Here is a 19,081-nt window from a genome sequence, read left to right as displayed (position 1 = left end):
GGGGGCGGGGGCGCCCGCCGCCCCGTCGCCGGCTACGCCGAGCCAGCCGGACACGGAGACCTCGTAGTCGACCTCGTGCGAGACGGCGAGCAGCGAAATCTGCGCGATATGCTGCTTTTCCTTGTCGGTAAGTAGGTTGTAGGTCGCGGGCAGAACATCCGCGCCGAAGGAATAGCCGACAAGGAGAACGTGCTTCACATGCCACTGATGGCGGTAGGTATCGATGATCCGGGTCAGGTCGTCGGCTACATCCTGGGGCTTGCGCTCCGACCAGAAATAGCGAAGCGAATCCACCCCCACGGTCGGGATGCCGGAGGATTGCAGCGCGCCGCCGATCTCCTTGTCGATGTCGCGCCAGCCGCCGTCGCCGGAATAGACCACCGCCATGGTGTCGAATTTCGGCGCGGTTTCGAGAACGGTCAGCGGAAGCCCGAGCGGGTTGTCGGCGTCTCCCGATGCTTCGACCCGATCGCTCAGCGTCTGCAAAAGCGCATCCGCGGGCGCGTCGTCGATATCCTGCACCTCGATATCCGGGTGCGCGGCCGTCAGCGCCGCGACATGGTCCCGGCCGTCCTGATCGGCGCTCTTGGAAAACAGAACCGTGACGCCCGCGGGCAGTTCGCCATCGGTCAGGCCGTAGACCATCCGGTCGCCCCGCTGCTCCTTCGAGGCCGGAGTGCAGAGCTGTTTCGTCAGCGGAATGCCGGCAGCCGGATCGACCGCCACCGCTTCGCCGATCGTCGCCACGGGGCTCTGGGCGATCATGGCGAGCGCCAAGGCTCCGCCTTCACCAATTCCGGCGATGATAGGCGGCCGGTAGCTGCTGTTGCCGGTGGCGCGCTGGATCTGCTGAGCGAGTGCCTCCACATCGGAAATCATGTAGATGCAGTCGCCATCGTCCTTGCGTAGCGCGGCGAGGTAAGAGGGAAAATCGATGCCGACCACGGCAGCGCCCTTCTCGACGAGAGCCTTGGCCTCCTGCTCGTCGGTGTTACTCCAGCCAGCGGTATCGGATATCAGGAAGACGCTGGCATCGGCCTCGCCATCCGGCAGGAAGATGTGCTGCGAGGGTATCATGCCGGTATCGAATTTCGGCGGCTCCTGCGCGTGAAGGGTGCCGGCGAGGCCCGTGGCGCCCATAAGGCTAACCATCATCATGACGTGGCGAAGTCTCATTTTCCGACAACTCCTCTGATGCCGCCGCCGATCAGCAGCGTGACGTCCATCAGCGCCATCAGGGCGCCGGTGCCGCCGGACACGGCGAAATAGCGCGGCTGCCAGCTCGGGTGGAACTTCGATTTGAAAGCTCTGAGTCCCTTGAAGTTGTAGAACCGTTCCCCGTGCTCATAAATAGTGCTGCCGATGCGGTCCCACACGGGTGCTATCTCCCGCTTCGACATGCCCGAGAGCGGCGCCATGCCGAGATTGAAGGTCTCGTAGCCGGTCTCGCGCATGTGCTGCATGATGCTGACGAACAGAAAATCCATCGCGCCGCGCGGCGCTTCGGGCAGGAAGCGCATCAGATCCACGGTCGCTTCCTTCTTCGTCTCGGTAACCATCAATGTCGCGAAGGCGATGATGCGCTCTTCCTGGCGCAGCACGGCGACCGGTTGCGAGAGGATGTAGTCCTCCCGGAAGGCGCCCAGCGAGAACGTCTTTTCGCGTGTATTGTGATGCGCGAGCCAGGCGTCGGAAACCGCCTGCAGTTCCGGCAAGATCGCCGGCACGTCGGGAATCTCCACCACGGAAAACACGAGGCCATCCCTCGCGCCGCGGCTGATGGACTGGCGCAGGCTGGCGAGCTTTCCGCCCTTGAGTTCGAAACGCGTGAGATCGACGATGGCGAGTTCGCCGAGCTTGAACGCACGCAAACCGGCATCGGCGCAATAGGAAAGCATGGCGGGCGAGATCTGGTAGAAGGCGGCGCGTCCGCCGGCGCCGCGCGCCGTTTCGACGAATTGCCAGACCAGTTCGCCCATCTCTTCCTCCAGCCCAATCGGATCGGCAAACGCGATCCAGGAACGGCCCTGAATGCCGTACATGATGAAGGTGTTGCCGCTTTCCGAAAACATCAGGCGCTTGTCACCCATGCGGACGAGATTGGCATCGGCGACGTCCTGTTGCCGGACGATGTCGGTGGCCCGAGAAAGTTCGTCCGCGATCGGGGTATCCGGCCGATATGCCACTGGCCGAAGCAGGCTGAAAATGGCGACGGCCGTGGATGCGACCACGACGCCGAGGGTGGCGCGCAGGCTTCGCGGCGCGTCCTCCATGAACTCAAACTGCCACCAGAGATCATGGCTGTATTGCGTATCGCGGTAGACGAACAGGAGGATCGCGACGGCGCCGACGGCAATCACTGCCGTGGCCGCCAGCCAGGAAGGGCTCAGTGCCTGCCTGAGCAGGGAGGCATGCCGCGTGAAGAGTTTGCCGTTCAACAGCATGGCGCCGATGAAGAGCGCAAGCAGCAACGCCTCGAAGACCGCAACGGCCTTGATAAGCGAGAGCACCAGCGCGGCGGCGGCACCGACGACCGAGACCCACCAGGCGCCGTCGAGACGCTGGGCAATGCCTCTCGACGAGATGACGAGCACCAGTCCCAGCAGGCTGGCGAGGAAGTGAGCGCCCTCGACGATCGGCAGGGGCAGGAGGTCGGAGAGGAAATCCAGGTTCGTGTCGGGCGTCGGCGTCACGCTGGAAAAGATCAGCATCGCGCCGAGGATGAGGCAGAGCGTCGAGAGCAGAGGCGGCGCCAGGCGGACGCCGATCTGGCCCATGCCTGCCACCATCGGATGGGAGGCGAGCTGCCGGACTTCCGAAACGAGGACCAGTCCGATCGCCAGGATCAGCGGCAGGACGTGATAGACGAGGCGATAGAGGACCAGACTTCCGAGCAGGACGTCGATGCTGATTGTATTGCCAAGACCAGCGATGATGACCGTCTCGAAGACCCCGAGCCCCGCCGGAACGTGGCTGAGCACACCGAGACCGACGGCGGCGGCATAGATTGCGAAGAAGGTCGGCCAGCCGACATGCGTTTCCGGCAGCAGAACGTAGAGCACGGAGGCCGAGGCCGCGATGTCGAAGGCGGAAACCAGAAATTGCCGCGACGAGGTGCGCGTATCGGGAAGGCGCAGGCTGAGGCGGCCGAGCGTGACGGCGCGGCCGTCGCGTCCGAAAACGAGCAGCAGGGCGAGCAGAGCCACCACGGCCAACGCGCCGGCGCGCAGCCAATCGGCATCGATCGCCAGGATAGAGGCGAGACGCGGCGCGACGACGAGCGTGGAGAGGCTCGCAACGGCAAGCAGGCCAAGCCCGAAGGATAGCGTGACGAAGGCGATGACCCGGCTGATATCGCCCGGCGAGAGCCCCAGTCGCGAATAGGCCCGCAGGCGGATCGCGCCACCGCTCAGCGCGCCGAAACCGGCCGTGTTGCCGATGGCATAGGCGCTGAAGCCGGTCATCGCCACGGTCGCGAGCGGCAGCTTCTTGCCGATATAGTCCAGCGCGTTGATGTCGTAACAGGTGAGCGCGGCGAAGCTGAGCGCGGTAAACAGGATCGCCAGCCCGATCGATGTCCAGCTCGTGTCCGCGAGCGCGGCGACCACGTCGTCGTAGCGCACTTCTTCCGTCAGCCTGTAGATGGCGACCGCCATGAGAACGAAGATCGCTATGACTGCGGCGGATGTCAGGTAAACGCGAAAGCGCATAAAGAATGCCGCCAGCGACGATCTGGGAGGAAGCTCGTCCGGGGAGGGGGCGGTATCCATCGATTCCATTGGCGGTGCCGGGGAGTGATCTTGCGTGGACATTCTGTGGCTGACGGATTTGTTCGTTGTTGAATTGAACCGGCTGGTTCATGCCGCCGCAATAATGGCAATTTTGAGTAGATTTGGCAGGGCTTCAGTGGTTGCACGGCGGCGGCGAAGCTTGCGCCACGCATTCATTTGTTCTACCTCAACAGCAAACACGCTGCATCACACAAAGAGCACAAGATGACCATTGTCGACGTCCGCACGCCCGATCCCAAACGCCTGATTCCCGGCGCCACCGGCGACTGGGAAGTCATCATCGGCATGGAGGTGCATGCGCAGGTCCTCTCCAATTCCAAGTTGTTTTCCGGAGCTTCGACCGAGTTCGGCAAGGCTCCGAACGCCAATGTCTCGCTCGTCGACGCAGCCATGCCCGGCATGCTGCCCGTCATCAACGAGGAATGCGTGAAGCAGGCCGTGCGCACCGGTCTCGGCCTGAAGGCGCAGATCAACAAGCGTTCGCTCTTCGACCGCAAGAACTATTTCTATCCGGACCTGCCGCAGGGATACCAGATATCCCAGTTCAAGGACCCGATCGTGGGCGAGGGCAAGCTCACCATCTCGCTCGGCCCCGACCGTCAGGGCCAGTTCGAGGACATCGAGATTGGCATCGAGCGCCTGCATCTGGAGCAGGATGCGGGCAAGTCGATGCACGACCAGCATCCGACCATGTCCTTCGTCGATCTCAACCGTTCCGGCGTCGCTTTGATGGAAATCGTCTCGAAGCCGGACATGCGTTCGGCGGACGAGGCGAAGGCCTATATGAGCAAGCTGCGCTCGATCGTGCGCTATCTCGGCACCTGCGACGGCAACATGGACGAGGGCTCCATGCGCGCCGACGTCAACGTTTCCGTGCGCCGTCCGGGCGAGGCCTTCGGCACGCGATGCGAGATCAAGAACGTCAACTCGATCCGCTTCATCGGCCAGGCCGTCGAATTTGAGGCGCGCCGGCAAATCGCCATCCTGGAGGATGGCGGCACGATCGATCAGGAAACCCGGCTGTTCGACCCGAACAAGGGTGAGACGCGCTCCATGCGCTCCAAGGAAGAGGCGCACGACTACCGCTATTTCCCCGATCCGGACCTCTTGCCGCTCGAGTTCGACGATGCCTTTGTCGAGGAGCTGAAAAAGGACCTGCCGGAACTGCCGGATGAAAAGAAGGAGCGCCTCGTTCGCGACCTCGGACTTTCGGTCTACGACGCCTCGGTGCTGGTCTCGGAAAAGGCGATCGCTGACTATTTCGAGGCCGTGGCAGCCGGCCGCGACGGCAAGACTGCCGCCAACTGGGTCATCAACGACTTGCTGGGCGCCTTGAACAAATCCGGCAAAGGCATTGAAGAGACTCCAGTTTCGCCGGCCCAGCTCGGCGGCATCATCGACCTCATCAAGGCGGAGACCATCTCCGGCAAGATCGCCAAGGACCTTTTCGAGATCGTCTGGAACGAGGGCGGCGATCCTGCCGAAATCGTCGAGACGCGCGGCATGAAACAGGTGACCGATACCGGCGCCATCGAGAAGGCCGTGGACGAGATCATCGCCGCCAATCCGGACCAGGTCGCCAAGGTGAAGGCAAAGCCGACGCTTGCCGGCTGGTTCGTCGGCCAAGTGATGAAGGCGACCGGCGGCAAGGCCAATCCGCAAGCCGTCCAGGCGCTCGTCAAGGCGAAACTGGGCATCGAGGAATAACCCGCATCGATTGTCGATGTGGCAGGGAGAAAGCCTTGGTCTACTTCATTCGCACCGCCGGCGAAGAGGACGCGGAGAAAATCCGCGCCCTTCTGGCGGAGACCTTCCATGCGGCCTACGATCCGTTTTACGGGGCGCCGCAGGTCCAGCGGATGATCGACGGCTGGAACTCGGCGAGCGCGATCCGCGCCCGAATTATCAAGAAGGATGGAGAGTTTCTGGTAGCCGATAATGGCAAGGAAATAGGCGGCATCGGTTATGCCGCCATGTATCCCAAGATGGCGAAGACGGCGATGCTGCACCAGCTCTACGTGAAGCCGTCCTGCCAGAATGAAGGCATAGGGCGGGATATCTTTGCCGAACTCGAGACCTGCTTTCCGGGTGCTGAAATCATGCGGGTCGAGGTGGCGCTTCAAAATACCCGCGCGCAATCTTTTTACGAGAGGCTAGGCTTCACTGAGGTGGACCGCATGGAGGAGTGGGGCGCGCCCAATTCCGGCCTGCCGGCGATCATCATGGAAAAACGGCTGGTGGGGCTCTGAATGGCTGATCTCTTGATCCGCAGGGCGCGGGACGCCGATCTGCCCGCCCTGATTGCGATCTTCGCCGCCGATGCGGTCGGCGGACATGGCGACACCACCGATCCTGAGGCATTCGAAGACTATCTCCGCGCTTTTCATGTCATCGACGCCTCGCAAAACGAACAGCTCTTCGTGGCCGAACTGGCGGGCGAGGTGGTGGGCACCTTCCAGATCCTTTTCAATCGCACGCTGACGGGCAGGGGATCGCTCTCCATGATCATCGAAGCGGTGCAGACGCGTGAGGATATGCGCGGAAGAGGGATCGGCGCGCAGATGATTCGCCATGCGGTCGAAGAGGCGAGGCGTCGCGATTGCCGCCTGGTGCAGCTTTCCTCCAATATGGCCCGTGTGGATGCTCACCGCTTCTATGAGCGGTTGGGTTTCGCCAAGAGCCATTTCAGCTTCAAGATGAAGCTCAAATAGGCGCCGCGGCATCGGAAACACTGGACATCGGGCACGTCAGGTAGCATAAGCGGGTTACGTGGCGATCTCGAAATTTCGCTGTCATCATGCCCAAAGTCGACGGAAAAGACATGAAAAATCTCCTGCTGCAGATTTTCACCTGGTGGAACGGACAGACACTCGGCACCCGCTTCTTCACCTGGCGTCATGGCAAGAAGGTTGGCGAAGACGAGCTTGGCAATGTCTATTACGAAGGGCCTATGACATCCTGGGGCAAGCCGAAGCGCTGGGTCGTCTACAAGGGTTATGCGGAAGCTTCCGCCATCCCGGCCGGCTGGCACGGCTGGATGCATTACCGCACCGATGTTCCGCCCTCGGCGGAGGCTTACAAGCCGCGCGAGTGGCAGAAGCCGCACGTCGAAAATGCCACCGGCACACCTTTTGCCTATCGTCCCAAGGGCTCGCTTGCCGCAACCGGCGAGCGCGCTCGCGTTACCGGGGATTACGACGCCTGGACCCCGGGCAACTGATCGCAAGCCACCTGTTTTGGCCACAATCGCAATCTAGGCCGGCATCCGCAGGATTGTCGAAACGGGAAACATGATGAGATCTATGAAGGTTTCTGCGCGCAAACTGACCGGAGCCGTATTCGCGATCGTGGCTTCGGCTCTGGCGGCGGGAAGTGCTTCGGCGGAACGCATCAACAATCCGGTTGCAGTTTTCGCGGGCATCGACAAGATCACCGGCCGCATTACCACTTTCGATGTCTATATAGATGAGACGGTGCAATACGGCGCCCTCCAGGTGACGCCGAAGGTCTGCTATTCGCGCGACGAATCCGAGGCTCAGAAGATCGATGCCTTCGTGGAAGTGGACGAGATCACGCTCGACCGCAAGATCCGCCGCATCTTCACCGGCTGGATGTTCGCCGACAGCCCCGGCCTGAACGCCGTGGAGCATCCGATCTATGACGTATGGCTGACCGGCTGCAAGCCGCAGTCCGAAGTGCCGGCGCCGTCGCCCACGAATTGATTGCCTAAAACTTCAGATGCGGCGGATCGACCGCCGCCTTCAGCAGCTTGAGATATTCCTCCTTGGGAATATCGATCGCGCCGAAGGTCTTCAAATGCTCCGTGGTGAATTGCGTATCGAGCAGGGTGAAGCCCCTTGCCCTCAGCAGTTCCACCAGGTGCACGAGGCAGACCTTGGAGGCATTGGTGCGCCTGGAAAACATGCTCTCGCCGAAGAAGACGGAGCCGAGCGACACTCCGTAAAGACCGCCGACCAGGTTTTCGCCCTCCCAGGCCTCGACGCTGTGGGCATGACCCATGCCGTGCAGCTCGGAATAGAGCTTGCGGATCGTGGAATTGATCCAGGTGCTCGGACGGTCTTCCGCCGGCTCCGCGCAGGCGGCGATCACCTGGTCGAAGGCCGTGTCGACGCGTATGTCGAAAGGTTTCTTGCGGATCGCCTTTGCCAGGCTCTTGGAGATGTGGAAGGCATCGAGCGGCAGGATGCCGCGTACTTCCGGTTCGACCCAGAAGATTTCCGGATCGTCGGCTGATTCAGCCATCGGGAAGAGGCCAATGGAATAGGCGCGCAACAGGACCTCCGGGGTAATTGCCGGATAATATCTGCCGCGTCGCCCTCCCATGGCTCTCCTTGATGCGCGTCTTCAGTGCGCCTTGCTATCGGCCAGATAATTCTCAAGCCAATGGATATCGTAATCGCCGTTGGCGATATCCTGGTTCGAGACCAGGTCCTGGAAGAGCGGCAACGTCGTCTTGACGCCATCGACGACGAATTCGTCGAGCACGCGGCGCAGCCGCATCATGCATTCGACGCGCGTGCGGCCATGGACGATCAGCTTGCCGATCAGGCTGTCATAATAAGGCGGAATGCGGTAGCCCGCATAGACCCCTGAATCGACGCGCACGCCAAGTCCGCCTGGAGCATGGAAATGCGTGATCGTGCCGGGGGAGGGCACGAAGGTGCGCGGGTCCTCGGCATTGATGCGGCATTCGATGGCATGGCCCTGGAAGCTTATGTCTTCCTGCTTCACCGAAAGCCCGCCGCCGGAAGCGACGCGGATCTGCTCATGCACCAGGTCGATGCCGGTGATCGCCTCGGTGATCGGGTGCTCCACCTGCAGGCGGGTGTTCATCTCGATGAAATAGAACTCGCCGTTTTCGTAGAGAAACTCGATGGTTCCGGCGCCGCGATATTTCAGCTTCATCATGGCATCGGCGCAGATCTGGCCGATCTTCATGCGCTGCTCGACGTTGAGAGCCGGCGAATTGGCTTCTTCCCAGACCTTCTGGTGGCGGCGCTGCAGCGAGCAGTCGCGTTCGCCGAGATGGATGGCATTGCCTTCGCCATCGCCGACCACCTGGATTTCGATATGGCGCGGCTTGCCGAGGTACTTTTCCATGTAGACGGCGTCGTTGCCGAAGGCGGCGAGCGCCTCGGAACGGGCCGTCGAGACGGCTTCCTCGAGGTCGGCTTCAGTCTTGGCGACCTTCATGCCGCGTCCGCCGCCGCCGGCGGTCGCCTTGATGAGGACTGGGAAGCCGATCTCGCGGGCGATCTCAAGGGCGTTTTCGGGCTTCACTTCACCGTCGGAGCCCGGAACCACGGGAATGCCGAGCTCCTGAGCGGTCTGCTTGGCGGTGATCTTGTCGCCCATGAGACGGATATGCTCGGCCGTCGGGCCGATGAAGGTGATGCCGTGGGCATCGAGGATATCCGCGAACTTAGCGTTCTCCGACAGGAAGCCGTAGCCCGGATGCACGGCATCCGCGCCGGTGATCTCGCAGGCAGCGACAATCTGGTGGATGTTGAGATAGCTGTCGCGCGAGGGCGGCGGGCCGATGCAGACGCTCTCGTCGGCGAGGCGCACATGCATGGCGTCACTGTCTGCCGTCGAGTGGACGGCGACGGTGGCGATGCCGAGCTCCTTGCAGGCGCGAAGCACCCGGAGCGCGATTTCGCCGCGATTGGCTATGAGAATCTTTGAAATCATCGGCCAGGCCTTATTCGATGACGATGAGGGGCTGACCGTATTCGACGGGCTGCGCATCGCTGACCAGGATTTCCGTGACCTTGCCGGCGCGCGGAGCGGGAATCTGGTTCATCGTCTTCATGGCCTCGATGATGAGCAGCGTCTGGCCTTCCTTGACCATCGCGCCGACTTCCACGAAGGCGCGGGCGCCCGGTGCCGGCGAGAGATAGGCAGTACCGACCATCGGTGCCGGAACGGCATTCTTGTTGTCCTGAGCCGCGGCGGGAGCGGCAGCCGTTACCGGTGCGGCTGCGGCCGGAGCGGCGGCAAGTGCCGGCGCGGCCGCCATCGGCGCCTGGACATACTGTGCCGGTGCGGCGCGCGAGACGCGGATGCGAAGGTCTTCCTGCTCGACTTCGATTTCGGTGAGATCGGTGTCGTTGAGGATATTCGCGAGATCGCGGATCAGTCCCTTATCGATACCGGTTTTCTTCTCAGACATGGCAAACCCTATTGTTCTGTTTATCTTCTTGTCAGTCGGTCATGGTTTTCAAGGCATGCAGTGCCAGGACGTAGCTTGCGGGACCGAAGCCGCAGATGACGCCCTTGCATGCCGCCGCAATCTTCGAATGATGGCGGAATTCTTCCCGCGCATGAACGTTCGAGATGTGGAGCTCGATCACGGGGACCGAAATGGCGCGAATGGCGTCGTGGAGTGCAACCGAGGTATGGGTATAGGCGCCGGCGTTGATGGCAACGCCGATAGCCTTGTCGTCGGCCTCGTGCAGCCAGTCCACCAGCACGCCCTCATGGTTGCTCTGGCGAAAATCCACGGAAAACCCGTAGTCGCGCCCGGCTGCGATGCAGTCGGCCTCGATATCCTTGAGAGTCTTGCCGCCATAGATGCCTGGCTCGCGCTTGCCCAGCATGTTGAGGTTGGGCCCATTGAGGACGAAGATCGTCTTGTTCATCGGTGCCTGATGTTCCAACAAAAAATTCAGGGCCACCTATAGACCGCTAGAAGAGCAAGGGAAAGCCCCGGCTTTGCGAAAGCCGTGGTTAGTCGGGCTCTCCCACCGCTCATGCCACAGGATTTCGCTTTTCGGGTCTTGGATGGCGCGGGCAGGTCAGCAGGAGGCCTTGCCGCAGGCGCGTACATTCGCGATTTTCTCCTGGAGCGTATCGAGCCCGACTGCCCCGAAAACGGCTTCGTTGCCGACCACATAGGTCGGAGTTCCGGTCACGCCGAGATTGGAGGCGAGCTGATAGGTTTCGCGAACGAGGTTATCGTTCGGGTTTTCCGCGAGCGACTTGCGGATTGCCGCCTCATCGAGCCCCAGCGAGGTGGCGACTGCGATCGCCGTTTCTTCCGACGCGTGGGACTGGCTGCCGAGAAGCTGGCGGTGGAAGTCGGCATATTTTTCCGGCGCGAGCAGGCGAACGGCATTGGAGACCTTGTGGGCGGCCATTGAATCAGGCCCGAGTATCGGCAGCTCCTTGAGAATGAAGCGGACGTTCGGATCCTTGGCGATGATCTCGTCCATGTCCCCCATGGCGCGTTTGCAATAGCCGCAATTGTAGTCGAAGAACTCGACGATGGTGACGTCGCCGTTCGGATTGCCGAGCGAGATGTCGTGCTCGGAGTTGAAGATCGCTTTTGTATTCTCCGCGACGGCCTTGCTGGCCGTTTCGGTGCGTTGCGCCTGCTGCTTCGCCTCGAGCGCGTTCTGCACTTCGATCATGATTTCCGGGTTCTCGATGAGATATTCCCGGATGAACTCGCCCATTTCCTTCTTCTGCTGTTCGTCCAAGGCAAATGCCGGGGCGGTGAGAGCGGAAGCGGCCATTATCGTACCGGCAGCCAGGGTCTTGAACAGGCGGGTCATTGATATCCTCGTCTTTGGGGCCGGAGTCGGCGCAACATCGTCCTGATTTGCGCCGAAACTATGCCACTTGCGCTTTTCAAGAAACCGCAAAATCGTCGAGGGGAGCGCTTCCGGCTTTCACAACTGCGTATGGGCGGTAGAAAGGCTAAGAAAATCCACCGCTTTCAATAACCTAGCGGCTTTTCCGGATTCAATCTGCCAAGTCGTTGAATCAGTTTCGGAGCTCTGAGGCGGAGCCCAAAAACAAAAACGGCCGCGTCTGGCGCGGCCGTTTTCGAAGATTTGCCTGCAGCTCAGAAGAAACCGCGCCGCTGCCACCAGCCGGCCTTCTTCGGTTTCGACGGCTCGCCGCCTTCTTCCGCGGCTTCGGGGGCGGAGCTCTTCACCACCGGCTCGGCGGATGAGGATATGTTCGAGGCGCGGTTGGCGCGGGCTGGCTTTGTGGCGTCATCCTGCTCTCCGGCTTCCTCCGCTGCAGGGGCGGGTTCGGCAGCGCTTTCCGCAGGCTCTTCGCCGAGCGCCGCATCTGCCTGCTCGGCAATCGCCTCGACGGGAGCCGGTGCTTCCGCTGCCGTTTCCTCGGCAGGGGAGGCCTCGGCCTTGGCCCGCCGCGACCGGCGCGGTTTTGCCGGCTTGCTTTCCGCAGGCTCTGCAGGCTCGGCGGGCGTAGCTGCCGCGACCGGCTCTTCGGCTGTCGCGGGCGAAACGGCTTCTTCCGTATCCTCGCCGGCCTCTTCAGCAGCTTCTTCGGCTGCCGTCAGCTCCTGCTCTTCGCCGTTGCGGTTGCGACGACCACCACGCTTGCCGCGGCGGCGGCGCTTGCGGCGGTTTTCTTCGTCGCTCTCGGTGCCGAGAGAAACCTGATCTTCCTCCGCGCCCTCGTCTTCGTCGCCTTCATCGTCGCCGTCCTGATCGGAAACCGTATCGCGGTCAGCTTGCTCGGCTTGGGCATCCGCTCCGCGTTCGCCCTTGTTGCGGCGGCGGCGGCGACGCTTGCGCTTGCGGCCGTTCTGCTCTTCTCCGTTGCCGGAAGCAGCGGGCGCCGCTTTGCTTTCGACGATTTCCTCTTCCTCTTCGTCCTCCTCGATGACGATATCGTCATCTTCCTCGACGGGGATGGCCGCAAACTGCATCAGGCTTTCGATCTTGATCGGATTTTCCACCGCCTCACCGCGATCGATCGCAAAGTGGCTGGAGCCTATTCCATCGTCCGATTCGATGAAGATCGAGACGCCGAAGCGCTTCTCGTAATCGACCACCGTGTTGCGCTTGTAATTGAGCAGGTAGAGCGCGGTTTCGGGCGTGGTGCGCACGGTGATGTCGTGCGTCGTGTTCTTCAGCAGGTATTCCTCGATGCCGCGCAGAACGTGCAGTGCGATCGAAGACTGCGAGCGCACATGACCGGTGCCGCCGCAATGCGAGCAGATCTGCGTCGTCGATTCGAGCACGGAGGCACGGATGCGCTGACGCGACATTTCGAGCAGGCCGAAGTGGGAGATGCGGCCGACCTGGATGCGGGCGCGGTCGTTCTTCAAGCAATCCTTCAGCTTCTTCTCGACGGCGCGGTTGTTGCGCTTCTCTTCCATGTCGATGAAGTCGATGACGATGAGGCCGGCAAGGTCGCGCAGTCGAAGCTGGCGGGCTACCTCCTCGGCAGCCTCCAGATTGGTCTGCAGCGCCGTTTCCTCGATCGAATGCTCGCGGGTCGAGCGGCCGGAGTTGACGTCGATCGCCACCAGCGCTTCGGTCTGGTTGATGATGAGGTAGCCGCCGGATTTCAGCGTCACCTGCGGCTGAAGCATGCGGTCGAGCTGGGCCTCGATACCCGAGCGCGAGAAGATCGGATGCAGGTCGCGGTAAGGCTGAACCACCTTCGCGTGGCTCGGCATCAGCATCTTCATGAAGTCCTTGGCTTCACGATAGCCTTCCTCGCCCGCAACGATGATCTCGGAGATATCCTTGTTGTAGAGGTCGCGGATCGAGCGCTTGATGAGAGAGCCTTCCTCGTAGACGAGGCAGGGTGCGGTGGAGTTCAGCGTGAGCGTGCGCACGTTTTCCCACAGGCGCATCAGGTATTCGAAATCGCGCTTGACCTCGACGCGGGTGCGGTTCGCCCCGGCCGTGCGCAGGATCACTCCCATGCCCTGCGGCACGTCGAGTTCGCGGGCGATCTCCTTCAGGCGCTTGCGGTCCTGCGGGCTGGTGATCTTGCGGGAAATGCCGCCGCCGCGCGCCGTGTTCGGCATCAGCACCGAATAGCGGCCGGCGAGCGAGAGGTAGGTCGTCAGCGCAGCGCCCTTGTTGCCGCGCTCTTCCTTGGCAACCTGGACCAGGAGGATCTGACGGCGCTTGATGACTTCCTGGATGCGGTACTGCTTGCGCGGCTTGCGCACCACGCGGTCCGGCACCTCTTCCATTGCGTCTTCGGCGCCGACCGATTCGATCTCTTCCTTCTCGTGGTGATCGTCATCGTCGTCGTCCGCATCGTCGTTGCGACCGCGGCGGCTCGTGACGTCCTCGGAGATGGTGTCGGTTTCGACCATGGCGGCCATTTCGCCGGGCGTGGAACCGTCGTCGCCCTCAGAAGCGGGAGCGGGCTCCGTCGTCTCCGTGGCTGCGGCTTCAGTGACCTTCTTGCGGGAACGGCTGCGCTTCGGCTTGGCCTTCGGCTTCTCGGCCGCCTCGACGGACGCGGCTTCGGCCGTTTCGGCCTCGACAGGCTCGCCCGCGCTCGCCACGTCGATATTCGGCTGTTCCTCGTTTGCGAGGTCGACCACCGGATCGGCTGCCTCGGCCTCAGCGATCTTGCGCTGGTCCTCGGCTTCCTGCTGCATCAGCGCCTGCCGGTCGGCAAGTGGGATCTGATAGTAATCCGGGTGGATTTCCGCAAAGGCCAGGAAGCCGTGGCGATTGCCGCCGTAATCGACGAAAGCGGCCTGCAGGGAGGGCTCTACCCGCGTAACTTTCGCCAGATAGATATTGCCGCGTATCTGCTTCTTGTGCTGTGATTCGAAATCGAACTCTTCGATCCGGTTGCCACGAACGACAACTACCCGCGTCTCCTCTTCATGAGACGCATCGATAAGCATTTTGTCTGCCATAGAAATTCTGCTCCTCGGCGCAGCCGCACGGATGCACATAGGCCTGCCGCAAGGGCAGGCCTATCGTGCATTGTGGCCATTGCGCCGGATAAAGATGTTCTCGTCGGGCGCGACAATTGCGGCAACCGGAATGCCGAAGGGGCTTCAAGCTCCCTCAGTCTGTCCTGGTTCTGCAAATTTTGCCGCAACATAAAAGTCCAAACGAGAACGACGAACCTTAGACCCCCAAGGGGTCCGATGAATGTGCTCCGTGTGAGCGTGGGTGGCGTGCCACCCGGTACCGTTCCGGCCACCGCCGGTTTGATCGAGTATCAGGAAAAAGTGTAGCGACGGCGGATGAATATCGGCTTACGGCGCCAGGTTCCTCGTTGGCTGGCTGCCTGCCGACAGACTATCCCGTCAACACTTTAACCCTCATGCGCGTTGTATGGTTTATCTGTCACAATAGCAAGGGAAAAGCCTGATAGGGGCGAGGCCTGCCATATTGCGGATGGAATTGCGGGCCTTATGAATGCGATTGCAGCAGGGCTCGATTCGCCCGCGCCGGGGTAGAAGGCGTTTGCCAGCGGCTTTCGGCGAGGCCATGAGACAATGACTGCGAAAGACGGCTTGAGGGAAGGGGCAAAATTGAACGGACATCTGCTCGGCGAAAGCACCGTCCGGCGGCTGATGCGAATCACTTGCGTGGCGCTCCTGTCCCTGGGGCTCTGTTCGGGCCTGTCCTCGACGCTCGCCGCGGCCGTCGATTCCAAGCCACTTCTTGCCTTCGCCGCTCGTATCGCAGGGGACAATGCGCGTACGCGGATCGTTATCGATTTCGAAGAGAAGCCCGAGTTTTCCGTTCACTATATCGGCTCGCCGGAGCGGGTGATCATCGATCTCCCGGCAACGACTTTCGCTTTTCCCGAGGCGGATCTGGCTGCGCGCGGGCTGTTCAGCGACATCCGCTACGGCACGATGGACGAATCGAGCGCGCGCATCGTGCTGACGGCCATCCGGCCCGTCCGGCTCGCTCTCGCCGAGGTCCAGCCGAACGAGCAGGGCGGTTTCCGCCTCGTCCTGGATGCTGAGATGGTATCGGCGGAAATCTTCGCCGACCTCGTGAAGAAGCAGACTTGGACCACCCCCGCAGCCGCCAAGCCGGAGGATATCACGACCGCGGCAAAGGACGACGTTTTCACGGTCGCGGTGGATGCCGGTCATGGCGGCATCGATGCGGGCGCGACGGGTGCAGCGTCGAAGACGCCTGAAAAGACGATCACGCTCGCTTTTGCCCGGGTGCTCGCCGCCAAGCTCAGCGAGCAGAAGGGCGTCGAGGCCTTTCTCACCCGTGACAAGGACACTTTCCTCTCGCTTTCCGAGCGCGTGATGATCGCACGCCAGCACGGGGCCGATCTTTTCATTTCCCTGCATGCCGACACGCTCGCCCAGAAGGACATCCGCGGCGCGACGGTCTATACCCTTTCCGATAGGGCCTCCGACCGGATGGCGGAAAACCTGGCCATGCGCGAGAACCTGTCCGACCAGCTGGCCGGCTTCAGCCTGCAGAGCGGGCCGCCGGAGGTCGCCGACATCCTGCTCGATCTCACGCGCCGCGAGACCCAGGCCTTTTCGATCACATTGGCCAATACGGTCGTCAAATCCTTCGAGGGGCAGATCGGCTTGATCAACAATCCGCACCGGCATGCGGGTTTCCAGGTGCTGCGGGCGCCCGACATTCCTTCCGTACTCCTCGAACTCGGTTTTCTCTCCAACCCCGAGGACGAGAAACTGCTGCTTGACGAAGGATGGCGCGCCAGGGTTGCCGACCTCATCGCGAACGCCGTCGTTCGCTATCGGACCCAGGCGCTTGCAGATGGCGGTTGAGACTGTTTTCCGTGGCCTTCGCGCCACATTCGCGCGGGAATATCGATCGCCTTGAGGGCAGGGTGGGGATGCGTTGGGCAGGGCCCTATTTTGCTCACATTCGAACGTTTATTCGTCCGCGACGAGACAAGGCGACTCGCGGGGGCGCTCGGCGATGCGCTTGCATGTTCCAAAGCACCGTGCAAAACGCCTCAATCCATGGCATTGTATGTCTTTAGGTGCCGAGTAAAAGCTGAGCGGTAGCATCGATGATCAGATTAATTGGTTATTTTTTCGGATTGGGTTGCGCGCTTTTTCTCGCCGTGGCCGCGGCTGTCGCGCTCTATCTGAGCGGCGTCTCGAAGCAATTGCCGGATTATGAAGTCCTGAGCGCCTATGAACCTCCGGTTGCTACGCGCGTCCATGCGGGCAACGGTGCCCTGATGGCCGAATATGCGCGCGAGCGCCGCCTCTTCCTGCCGATCCAGGCTATTCCCGATCGTGTGAAGGCGGCATTCCTGTCGGCCGAAGACAAGAATTTTTACCAGCATCCCGGCGTCGATCCGGCGGGTCTCGCCCGCGCCGTCGTCAACAATTTCCAGAACCTCGGCTCCGGACGTCGCCCCGAGGGCGCATCCACCATCACCCAGCAGGTCGCCAAGAACTTCCTTCTGAGCAGCGACCAGACCATCGACCGCAAGGTCAAGGAAGCGATCCTTTCCTTCCGTATCGAGCAGACCTATTCCAAGGACAAGATTCTCGAACTCTACCTCAACGAGATTTTCTTCGGCCTGAACTCCTATGGCATCGCGGGCGCGGCTCTCACCTATTTCGACAAGTCGGTGACAGAGCTTACGACGGCCGAGGCGGCTTATCTCGCCGCTCTTCCGAAGGGTCCGAACAATTATCATCCCTTCCGTCGCGAAGCGGCCGCCGTCGAGCGCCGCAACTGGGTCATCGATCGCATGGCGGAAAACGGCTACATCACCGCTTCCGAGGCGGACGACGCCAAGAAGCAGCCGCTCGGTGTCAAGACACGCCGCGGTGGCGTCCATCTCTTCGCATCCGACTTCTTCTCCGAGGAGGTCCGCCGGCAGATCATCGATAAATACGGCGACAAATCGCTTTATGAGGGCGGCCTTTCCGTCCGCACGTCGCTCGATCCCGATCTGCAGTCCCTGGCTCGCCGCATTCTCCAGAAGGGCCTGGTCGATTATGACGAGCGGCGCGGTTTCCATGGACCGCTCACGAAGGTCGATATCTCACCGGATTGGGGCGCCGCCCTGATCAAGGCCGTTGCCGACGGCAAGGCGCTCGACCTTCGCGACGTGCCCGAATGGAGACTCGCTGTCGTTCTCAACGTTTCGGCCAAGTCCGTCGAAATCGGCCTTCGCCCGGAGACAGACGGCGGCGGCAAGGTCGAGGATAAGCGCGCCACCGGCACGATCTCGGCAGCGGACATGAAGTGGGCGTTCCGCGACGCGACCGGCGAACGCAGGACCGCCAGGTCGCCGGAAGGCGTGCTGGAACCCGGCGACGTGGTCTATGTCGAGGCCCTCGAAGAGGGCGGAGATGCCTACCGCCTGCGTCAGCCGCCGAAGGTGCAGGGCGGTTTCGTGGCCATGGACCCGCATACGGGCCGCGTTCTGGCCATGACCGGCGGCTTTTCCTATTTCCAGTCGGAGTTCAACCGCGCGACGCAGGCCATGCGTCAGCCGGGCTCGTCCTTCAAGCCTTTCGTCTACGCGGCGGCGCTCGACAACGGATATACGCCCGCCTCGGTCATTCTCGACGCGCCGATCGAACTGGTTTCGGGCGGCCAGGTCTGGAAACCGGAGAATTACGGTGGCGGCTCGGCGGGCCCGCAGACCCTGCGGCTCGGCATCGAGAAGTCGCGTAACCAGATGACCGTCCGCCTGGCCCAGGACATGGGCATGGAGCTGGTCGCCGAATATGCCGAACGCTTCGGCATCTACGACAAGATGCTGCCGGTGCTCGCCATGTCGCTCGGTTCGGGTGAGACCACGGTGATGCGGATGGTTTCCGCCTATGCGGTGATCGCCAATGGCGGCAAGCAGATCAAGCCGACGGTTATCGACCGCATCCAGGACCGCTACGGCAAGACGATCTTCCGTCATGAGGAGCGCGTCTGCGAAGGCTGCAATGTCAGCAACTGGGCAGGCCAGGAAGAGCCGATCATCGCCGACAGCCGCGAGCAGGTGCTCGACCCGATGACCGCCTACCAGATCACGTCCATGATGGAAGGCGTCGTCACGCGCGGTACCGCCGCCGGCAAGATCCACGTCACCGACCGTCCGGTCGCCGGCAAGACCGGTACGACCAACGACGAGAAGGACGCCTGGTTCGTCGGTTTCACCCCCAACCTTGTCGCAGGCCTCTATATCGGCTTCGACACGCCGGCTCCGCTCGGCCGTGGCGGCACCGGCAGCTCGCTGGCCGCCCCGATCTTCGCCGATTTCATCGAGGAGGCCGTGAAGCGCTCGCCGCCGGAGAAATTCCACGTTCCGGAAGGCATGCAGTTCATTCCCGTCAATCGCAAGACCGGCATGGCTGCGGCGGAAGGTGCTCCGGACACCATCATGGAAGCCTTCAAGCCCGGCACCGGCCCGGCCGACGTCTTCGCGGTCATCGGCATGACCGACAACCTGCCGCCGGAGCAGATTCTGCAGACCTCGCCGCAGGCTCAGCAGGCGGTCACCTCCGGCATGCCGGGATTGTTCTAAGTCGCTTGTCGTGAACAGTCGCG

Annotated in this window: 14 protein-coding genes and 1 pseudogene; 7 read left to right on the top strand and 8 right to left on the bottom strand. The window is 62.0% G+C overall.

Translation table 11 applies throughout. From position 1 onward, the window contains the following. Both ACE04I_RS12945 and mprF read right to left on the bottom strand, forming a co-directional pair. A pseudogene (locus tag ACE04I_RS12945) lies at nucleotides 1-1,176 on the bottom strand (AcvB/VirJ family lysyl-phosphatidylglycerol hydrolase); the annotation flags it as partial. Then, a complete protein-coding gene (gene mprF, locus ACE04I_RS12940) occupies nucleotides 1,173-3,770 on the bottom strand; it encodes a bifunctional lysylphosphatidylglycerol flippase/synthetase MprF (RefSeq protein WP_487207166.1) in 2,598 nt (865 codons plus the stop codon). The gene mprF and the pseudogene ACE04I_RS12945, both read right to left, overlap by 4 nt. A 225-nt stretch (nucleotides 3,771-3,995) precedes the next feature. Here mprF and gatB point away from each other — a divergent pair, with 225 nt between their 5' ends. From gatB to ACE04I_RS12915, 5 genes are all read left to right on the top strand, one after another. Further along, nucleotides 3,996-5,498, top strand: coding sequence for an Asp-tRNA(Asn)/Glu-tRNA(Gln) amidotransferase subunit GatB (gatB, locus tag ACE04I_RS12935; protein WP_046792728.1), 1,503 nt, complete (start codon nucleotides 3,996-3,998; stop codon nucleotides 5,496-5,498). A 35-nt stretch (nucleotides 5,499-5,533) separates the two neighbouring features. Next, nucleotides 5,534-6,040: a GNAT family N-acetyltransferase gene (locus tag ACE04I_RS12930; RefSeq protein ID WP_046792727.1), complete on the top strand. Its 507-nt coding sequence runs from the start codon at nucleotides 5,534-5,536 to the stop codon at nucleotides 6,038-6,040. After that, nucleotides 6,041-6,502 carry a GNAT family N-acetyltransferase gene (locus ACE04I_RS12925; RefSeq protein ID WP_046792726.1) on the top strand — a complete coding sequence of 154 codons (462 nt, stop codon included), beginning with the start codon at nucleotides 6,041-6,043 and terminating at the stop codon, nucleotides 6,500-6,502. Nucleotides 6,503-6,612: 110 nt separating this feature from the next. Next, nucleotides 6,613-7,011 carry an NADH:ubiquinone oxidoreductase subunit NDUFA12 gene (locus ACE04I_RS12920; protein WP_046792725.1) on the top strand — a complete coding sequence of 133 codons (399 nt, stop codon included), beginning with the start codon at nucleotides 6,613-6,615 and terminating at the stop codon, nucleotides 7,009-7,011. A gap of 73 nt (nucleotides 7,012-7,084) precedes the next feature. Beyond that, nucleotides 7,085-7,513 (top strand): DUF2155 domain-containing protein, encoded by a 429-nt coding sequence (locus tag ACE04I_RS12915; protein ID WP_046792724.1) that lies wholly within the window; start codon nucleotides 7,085-7,087, stop codon nucleotides 7,511-7,513. A gap of 4 nt (nucleotides 7,514-7,517) precedes the next feature. Here the strand turns inward: ACE04I_RS12915 and aat are convergent, their stop codons facing one another. The 6 genes from aat to ACE04I_RS12885 all read right to left on the bottom strand — a co-directional run bounded on the left by aat (nucleotide 7,518) and on the right by ACE04I_RS12885 (nucleotide 14,469). Next, a complete protein-coding gene (aat, locus tag ACE04I_RS12910) occupies nucleotides 7,518-8,135 on the bottom strand; it encodes a leucyl/phenylalanyl-tRNA--protein transferase (RefSeq protein ID WP_046792723.1) in 618 nt (205 codons plus the stop codon). A gap of 21 nt (nucleotides 8,136-8,156) precedes the next feature. Beyond that, nucleotides 8,157-9,503 (bottom strand): acetyl-CoA carboxylase biotin carboxylase subunit, encoded by a 1,347-nt coding sequence (gene accC, locus ACE04I_RS12905; RefSeq protein WP_046792722.1) that lies wholly within the window; start codon nucleotides 9,501-9,503, stop codon nucleotides 8,157-8,159. A gap of 10 nt (nucleotides 9,504-9,513) precedes the next feature. Further along, nucleotides 9,514-9,984: an acetyl-CoA carboxylase biotin carboxyl carrier protein gene (gene accB, locus ACE04I_RS12900; protein WP_046792721.1), complete on the bottom strand. Its 471-nt coding sequence runs from the start codon at nucleotides 9,982-9,984 to the stop codon at nucleotides 9,514-9,516. 31 nt (nucleotides 9,985-10,015) lie between these two features. Further along, nucleotides 10,016-10,453, bottom strand: coding sequence for a type II 3-dehydroquinate dehydratase (gene aroQ, locus ACE04I_RS12895; protein WP_046792720.1), 438 nt, complete (start codon nucleotides 10,451-10,453; stop codon nucleotides 10,016-10,018). Nucleotides 10,454-10,609: 156 nt separating this feature from the next. After that, nucleotides 10,610-11,368 (bottom strand): DsbA family protein, encoded by a 759-nt coding sequence (locus ACE04I_RS12890; protein WP_046792719.1) that lies wholly within the window; start codon nucleotides 11,366-11,368, stop codon nucleotides 10,610-10,612. Nucleotides 11,369-11,661: 293 nt separating this feature from the next. Further along, nucleotides 11,662-14,469 carry an Rne/Rng family ribonuclease gene (locus ACE04I_RS12885; RefSeq protein WP_046792718.1) on the bottom strand — a complete coding sequence of 936 codons (2,808 nt, stop codon included), beginning with the start codon at nucleotides 14,467-14,469 and terminating at the stop codon, nucleotides 11,662-11,664. A 669-nt stretch (nucleotides 14,470-15,138) separates the two neighbouring features. Here ACE04I_RS12885 and ACE04I_RS12880 point away from each other — a divergent pair. Then, nucleotides 15,139-16,335 (top strand): N-acetylmuramoyl-L-alanine amidase, encoded by a 1,197-nt coding sequence (locus tag ACE04I_RS12880; RefSeq protein ID WP_046793022.1) that lies wholly within the window; start codon nucleotides 15,139-15,141, stop codon nucleotides 16,333-16,335. Between the two features lie 248 nt (nucleotides 16,336-16,583). Then, nucleotides 16,584-19,058 (top strand): penicillin-binding protein 1A, encoded by a 2,475-nt coding sequence (locus ACE04I_RS12875; RefSeq protein ID WP_046792717.1) that lies wholly within the window; start codon nucleotides 16,584-16,586, stop codon nucleotides 19,056-19,058. The last annotated feature ends 23 nt before the right edge of the window (nucleotides 19,059-19,081 follow it).

Source organism: Rhizobium moroccans (assembly GCF_057559155.1).
The sequence above is the reverse complement of the archived record's forward strand: the minus strand, read 5'-3'. Positions and strand labels throughout refer to the sequence as shown.

What these genes read in the sequence shown, in the direction of transcription:
- ACE04I_RS12915 (WP_046792724.1), top strand. Translation starts at nt 7,085, where the DNA reads ATGAGATCTATGAAGGTTTCTGCGCGCAAACTGACCGGAGCCGTATTC.
- ACE04I_RS12920 (WP_046792725.1), top strand. Translation starts at nt 6,613, where the DNA reads ATGAAAAATCTCCTGCTGCAGATTTTCACCTGGTGGAACGGACAGACA.
- ACE04I_RS12925 (WP_046792726.1), top strand. Translation starts at nt 6,041, where the DNA reads ATGGCTGATCTCTTGATCCGCAGGGCGCGGGACGCCGATCTGCCCGCC.
- aroQ (WP_046792720.1), bottom strand. Translation starts at nt 10,453, where the DNA reads ATGAACAAGACGATCTTCGTCCTCAATGGGCCCAACCTCAACATGCTG.
- aat (WP_046792723.1), bottom strand. Translation starts at nt 8,135, where the DNA reads ATGGGAGGGCGACGCGGCAGATATTATCCGGCAATTACCCCGGAGGTC.
- ACE04I_RS12875 (WP_046792717.1), top strand. Translation starts at nt 16,584, where the DNA reads ATGATCAGATTAATTGGTTATTTTTTCGGATTGGGTTGCGCGCTTTTT.
- ACE04I_RS12880 (WP_046793022.1), top strand. Translation starts at nt 15,139, where the DNA reads ATGCGAATCACTTGCGTGGCGCTCCTGTCCCTGGGGCTCTGTTCGGGC.
- ACE04I_RS12890 (WP_046792719.1), bottom strand. Translation starts at nt 11,368, where the DNA reads ATGACCCGCCTGTTCAAGACCCTGGCTGCCGGTACGATAATGGCCGCT.
- accC (WP_046792722.1), bottom strand. Translation starts at nt 9,503, where the DNA reads ATGATTTCAAAGATTCTCATAGCCAATCGCGGCGAAATCGCGCTCCGG.
- mprF (WP_487207166.1), bottom strand. Translation starts at nt 3,770, where the DNA reads ATGGATACCGCCCCCTCCCCGGACGAGCTTCCTCCCAGATCGTCGCTG.
- accB (WP_046792721.1), bottom strand. Translation starts at nt 9,984, where the DNA reads ATGTCTGAGAAGAAAACCGGTATCGATAAGGGACTGATCCGCGATCTC.
- gatB (WP_046792728.1), top strand. Translation starts at nt 3,996, where the DNA reads ATGACCATTGTCGACGTCCGCACGCCCGATCCCAAACGCCTGATTCCC.
- ACE04I_RS12885 (WP_046792718.1), bottom strand. Translation starts at nt 14,469, where the DNA reads ATGGCAGACAAAATGCTTATCGATGCGTCTCATGAAGAGGAGACGCGG.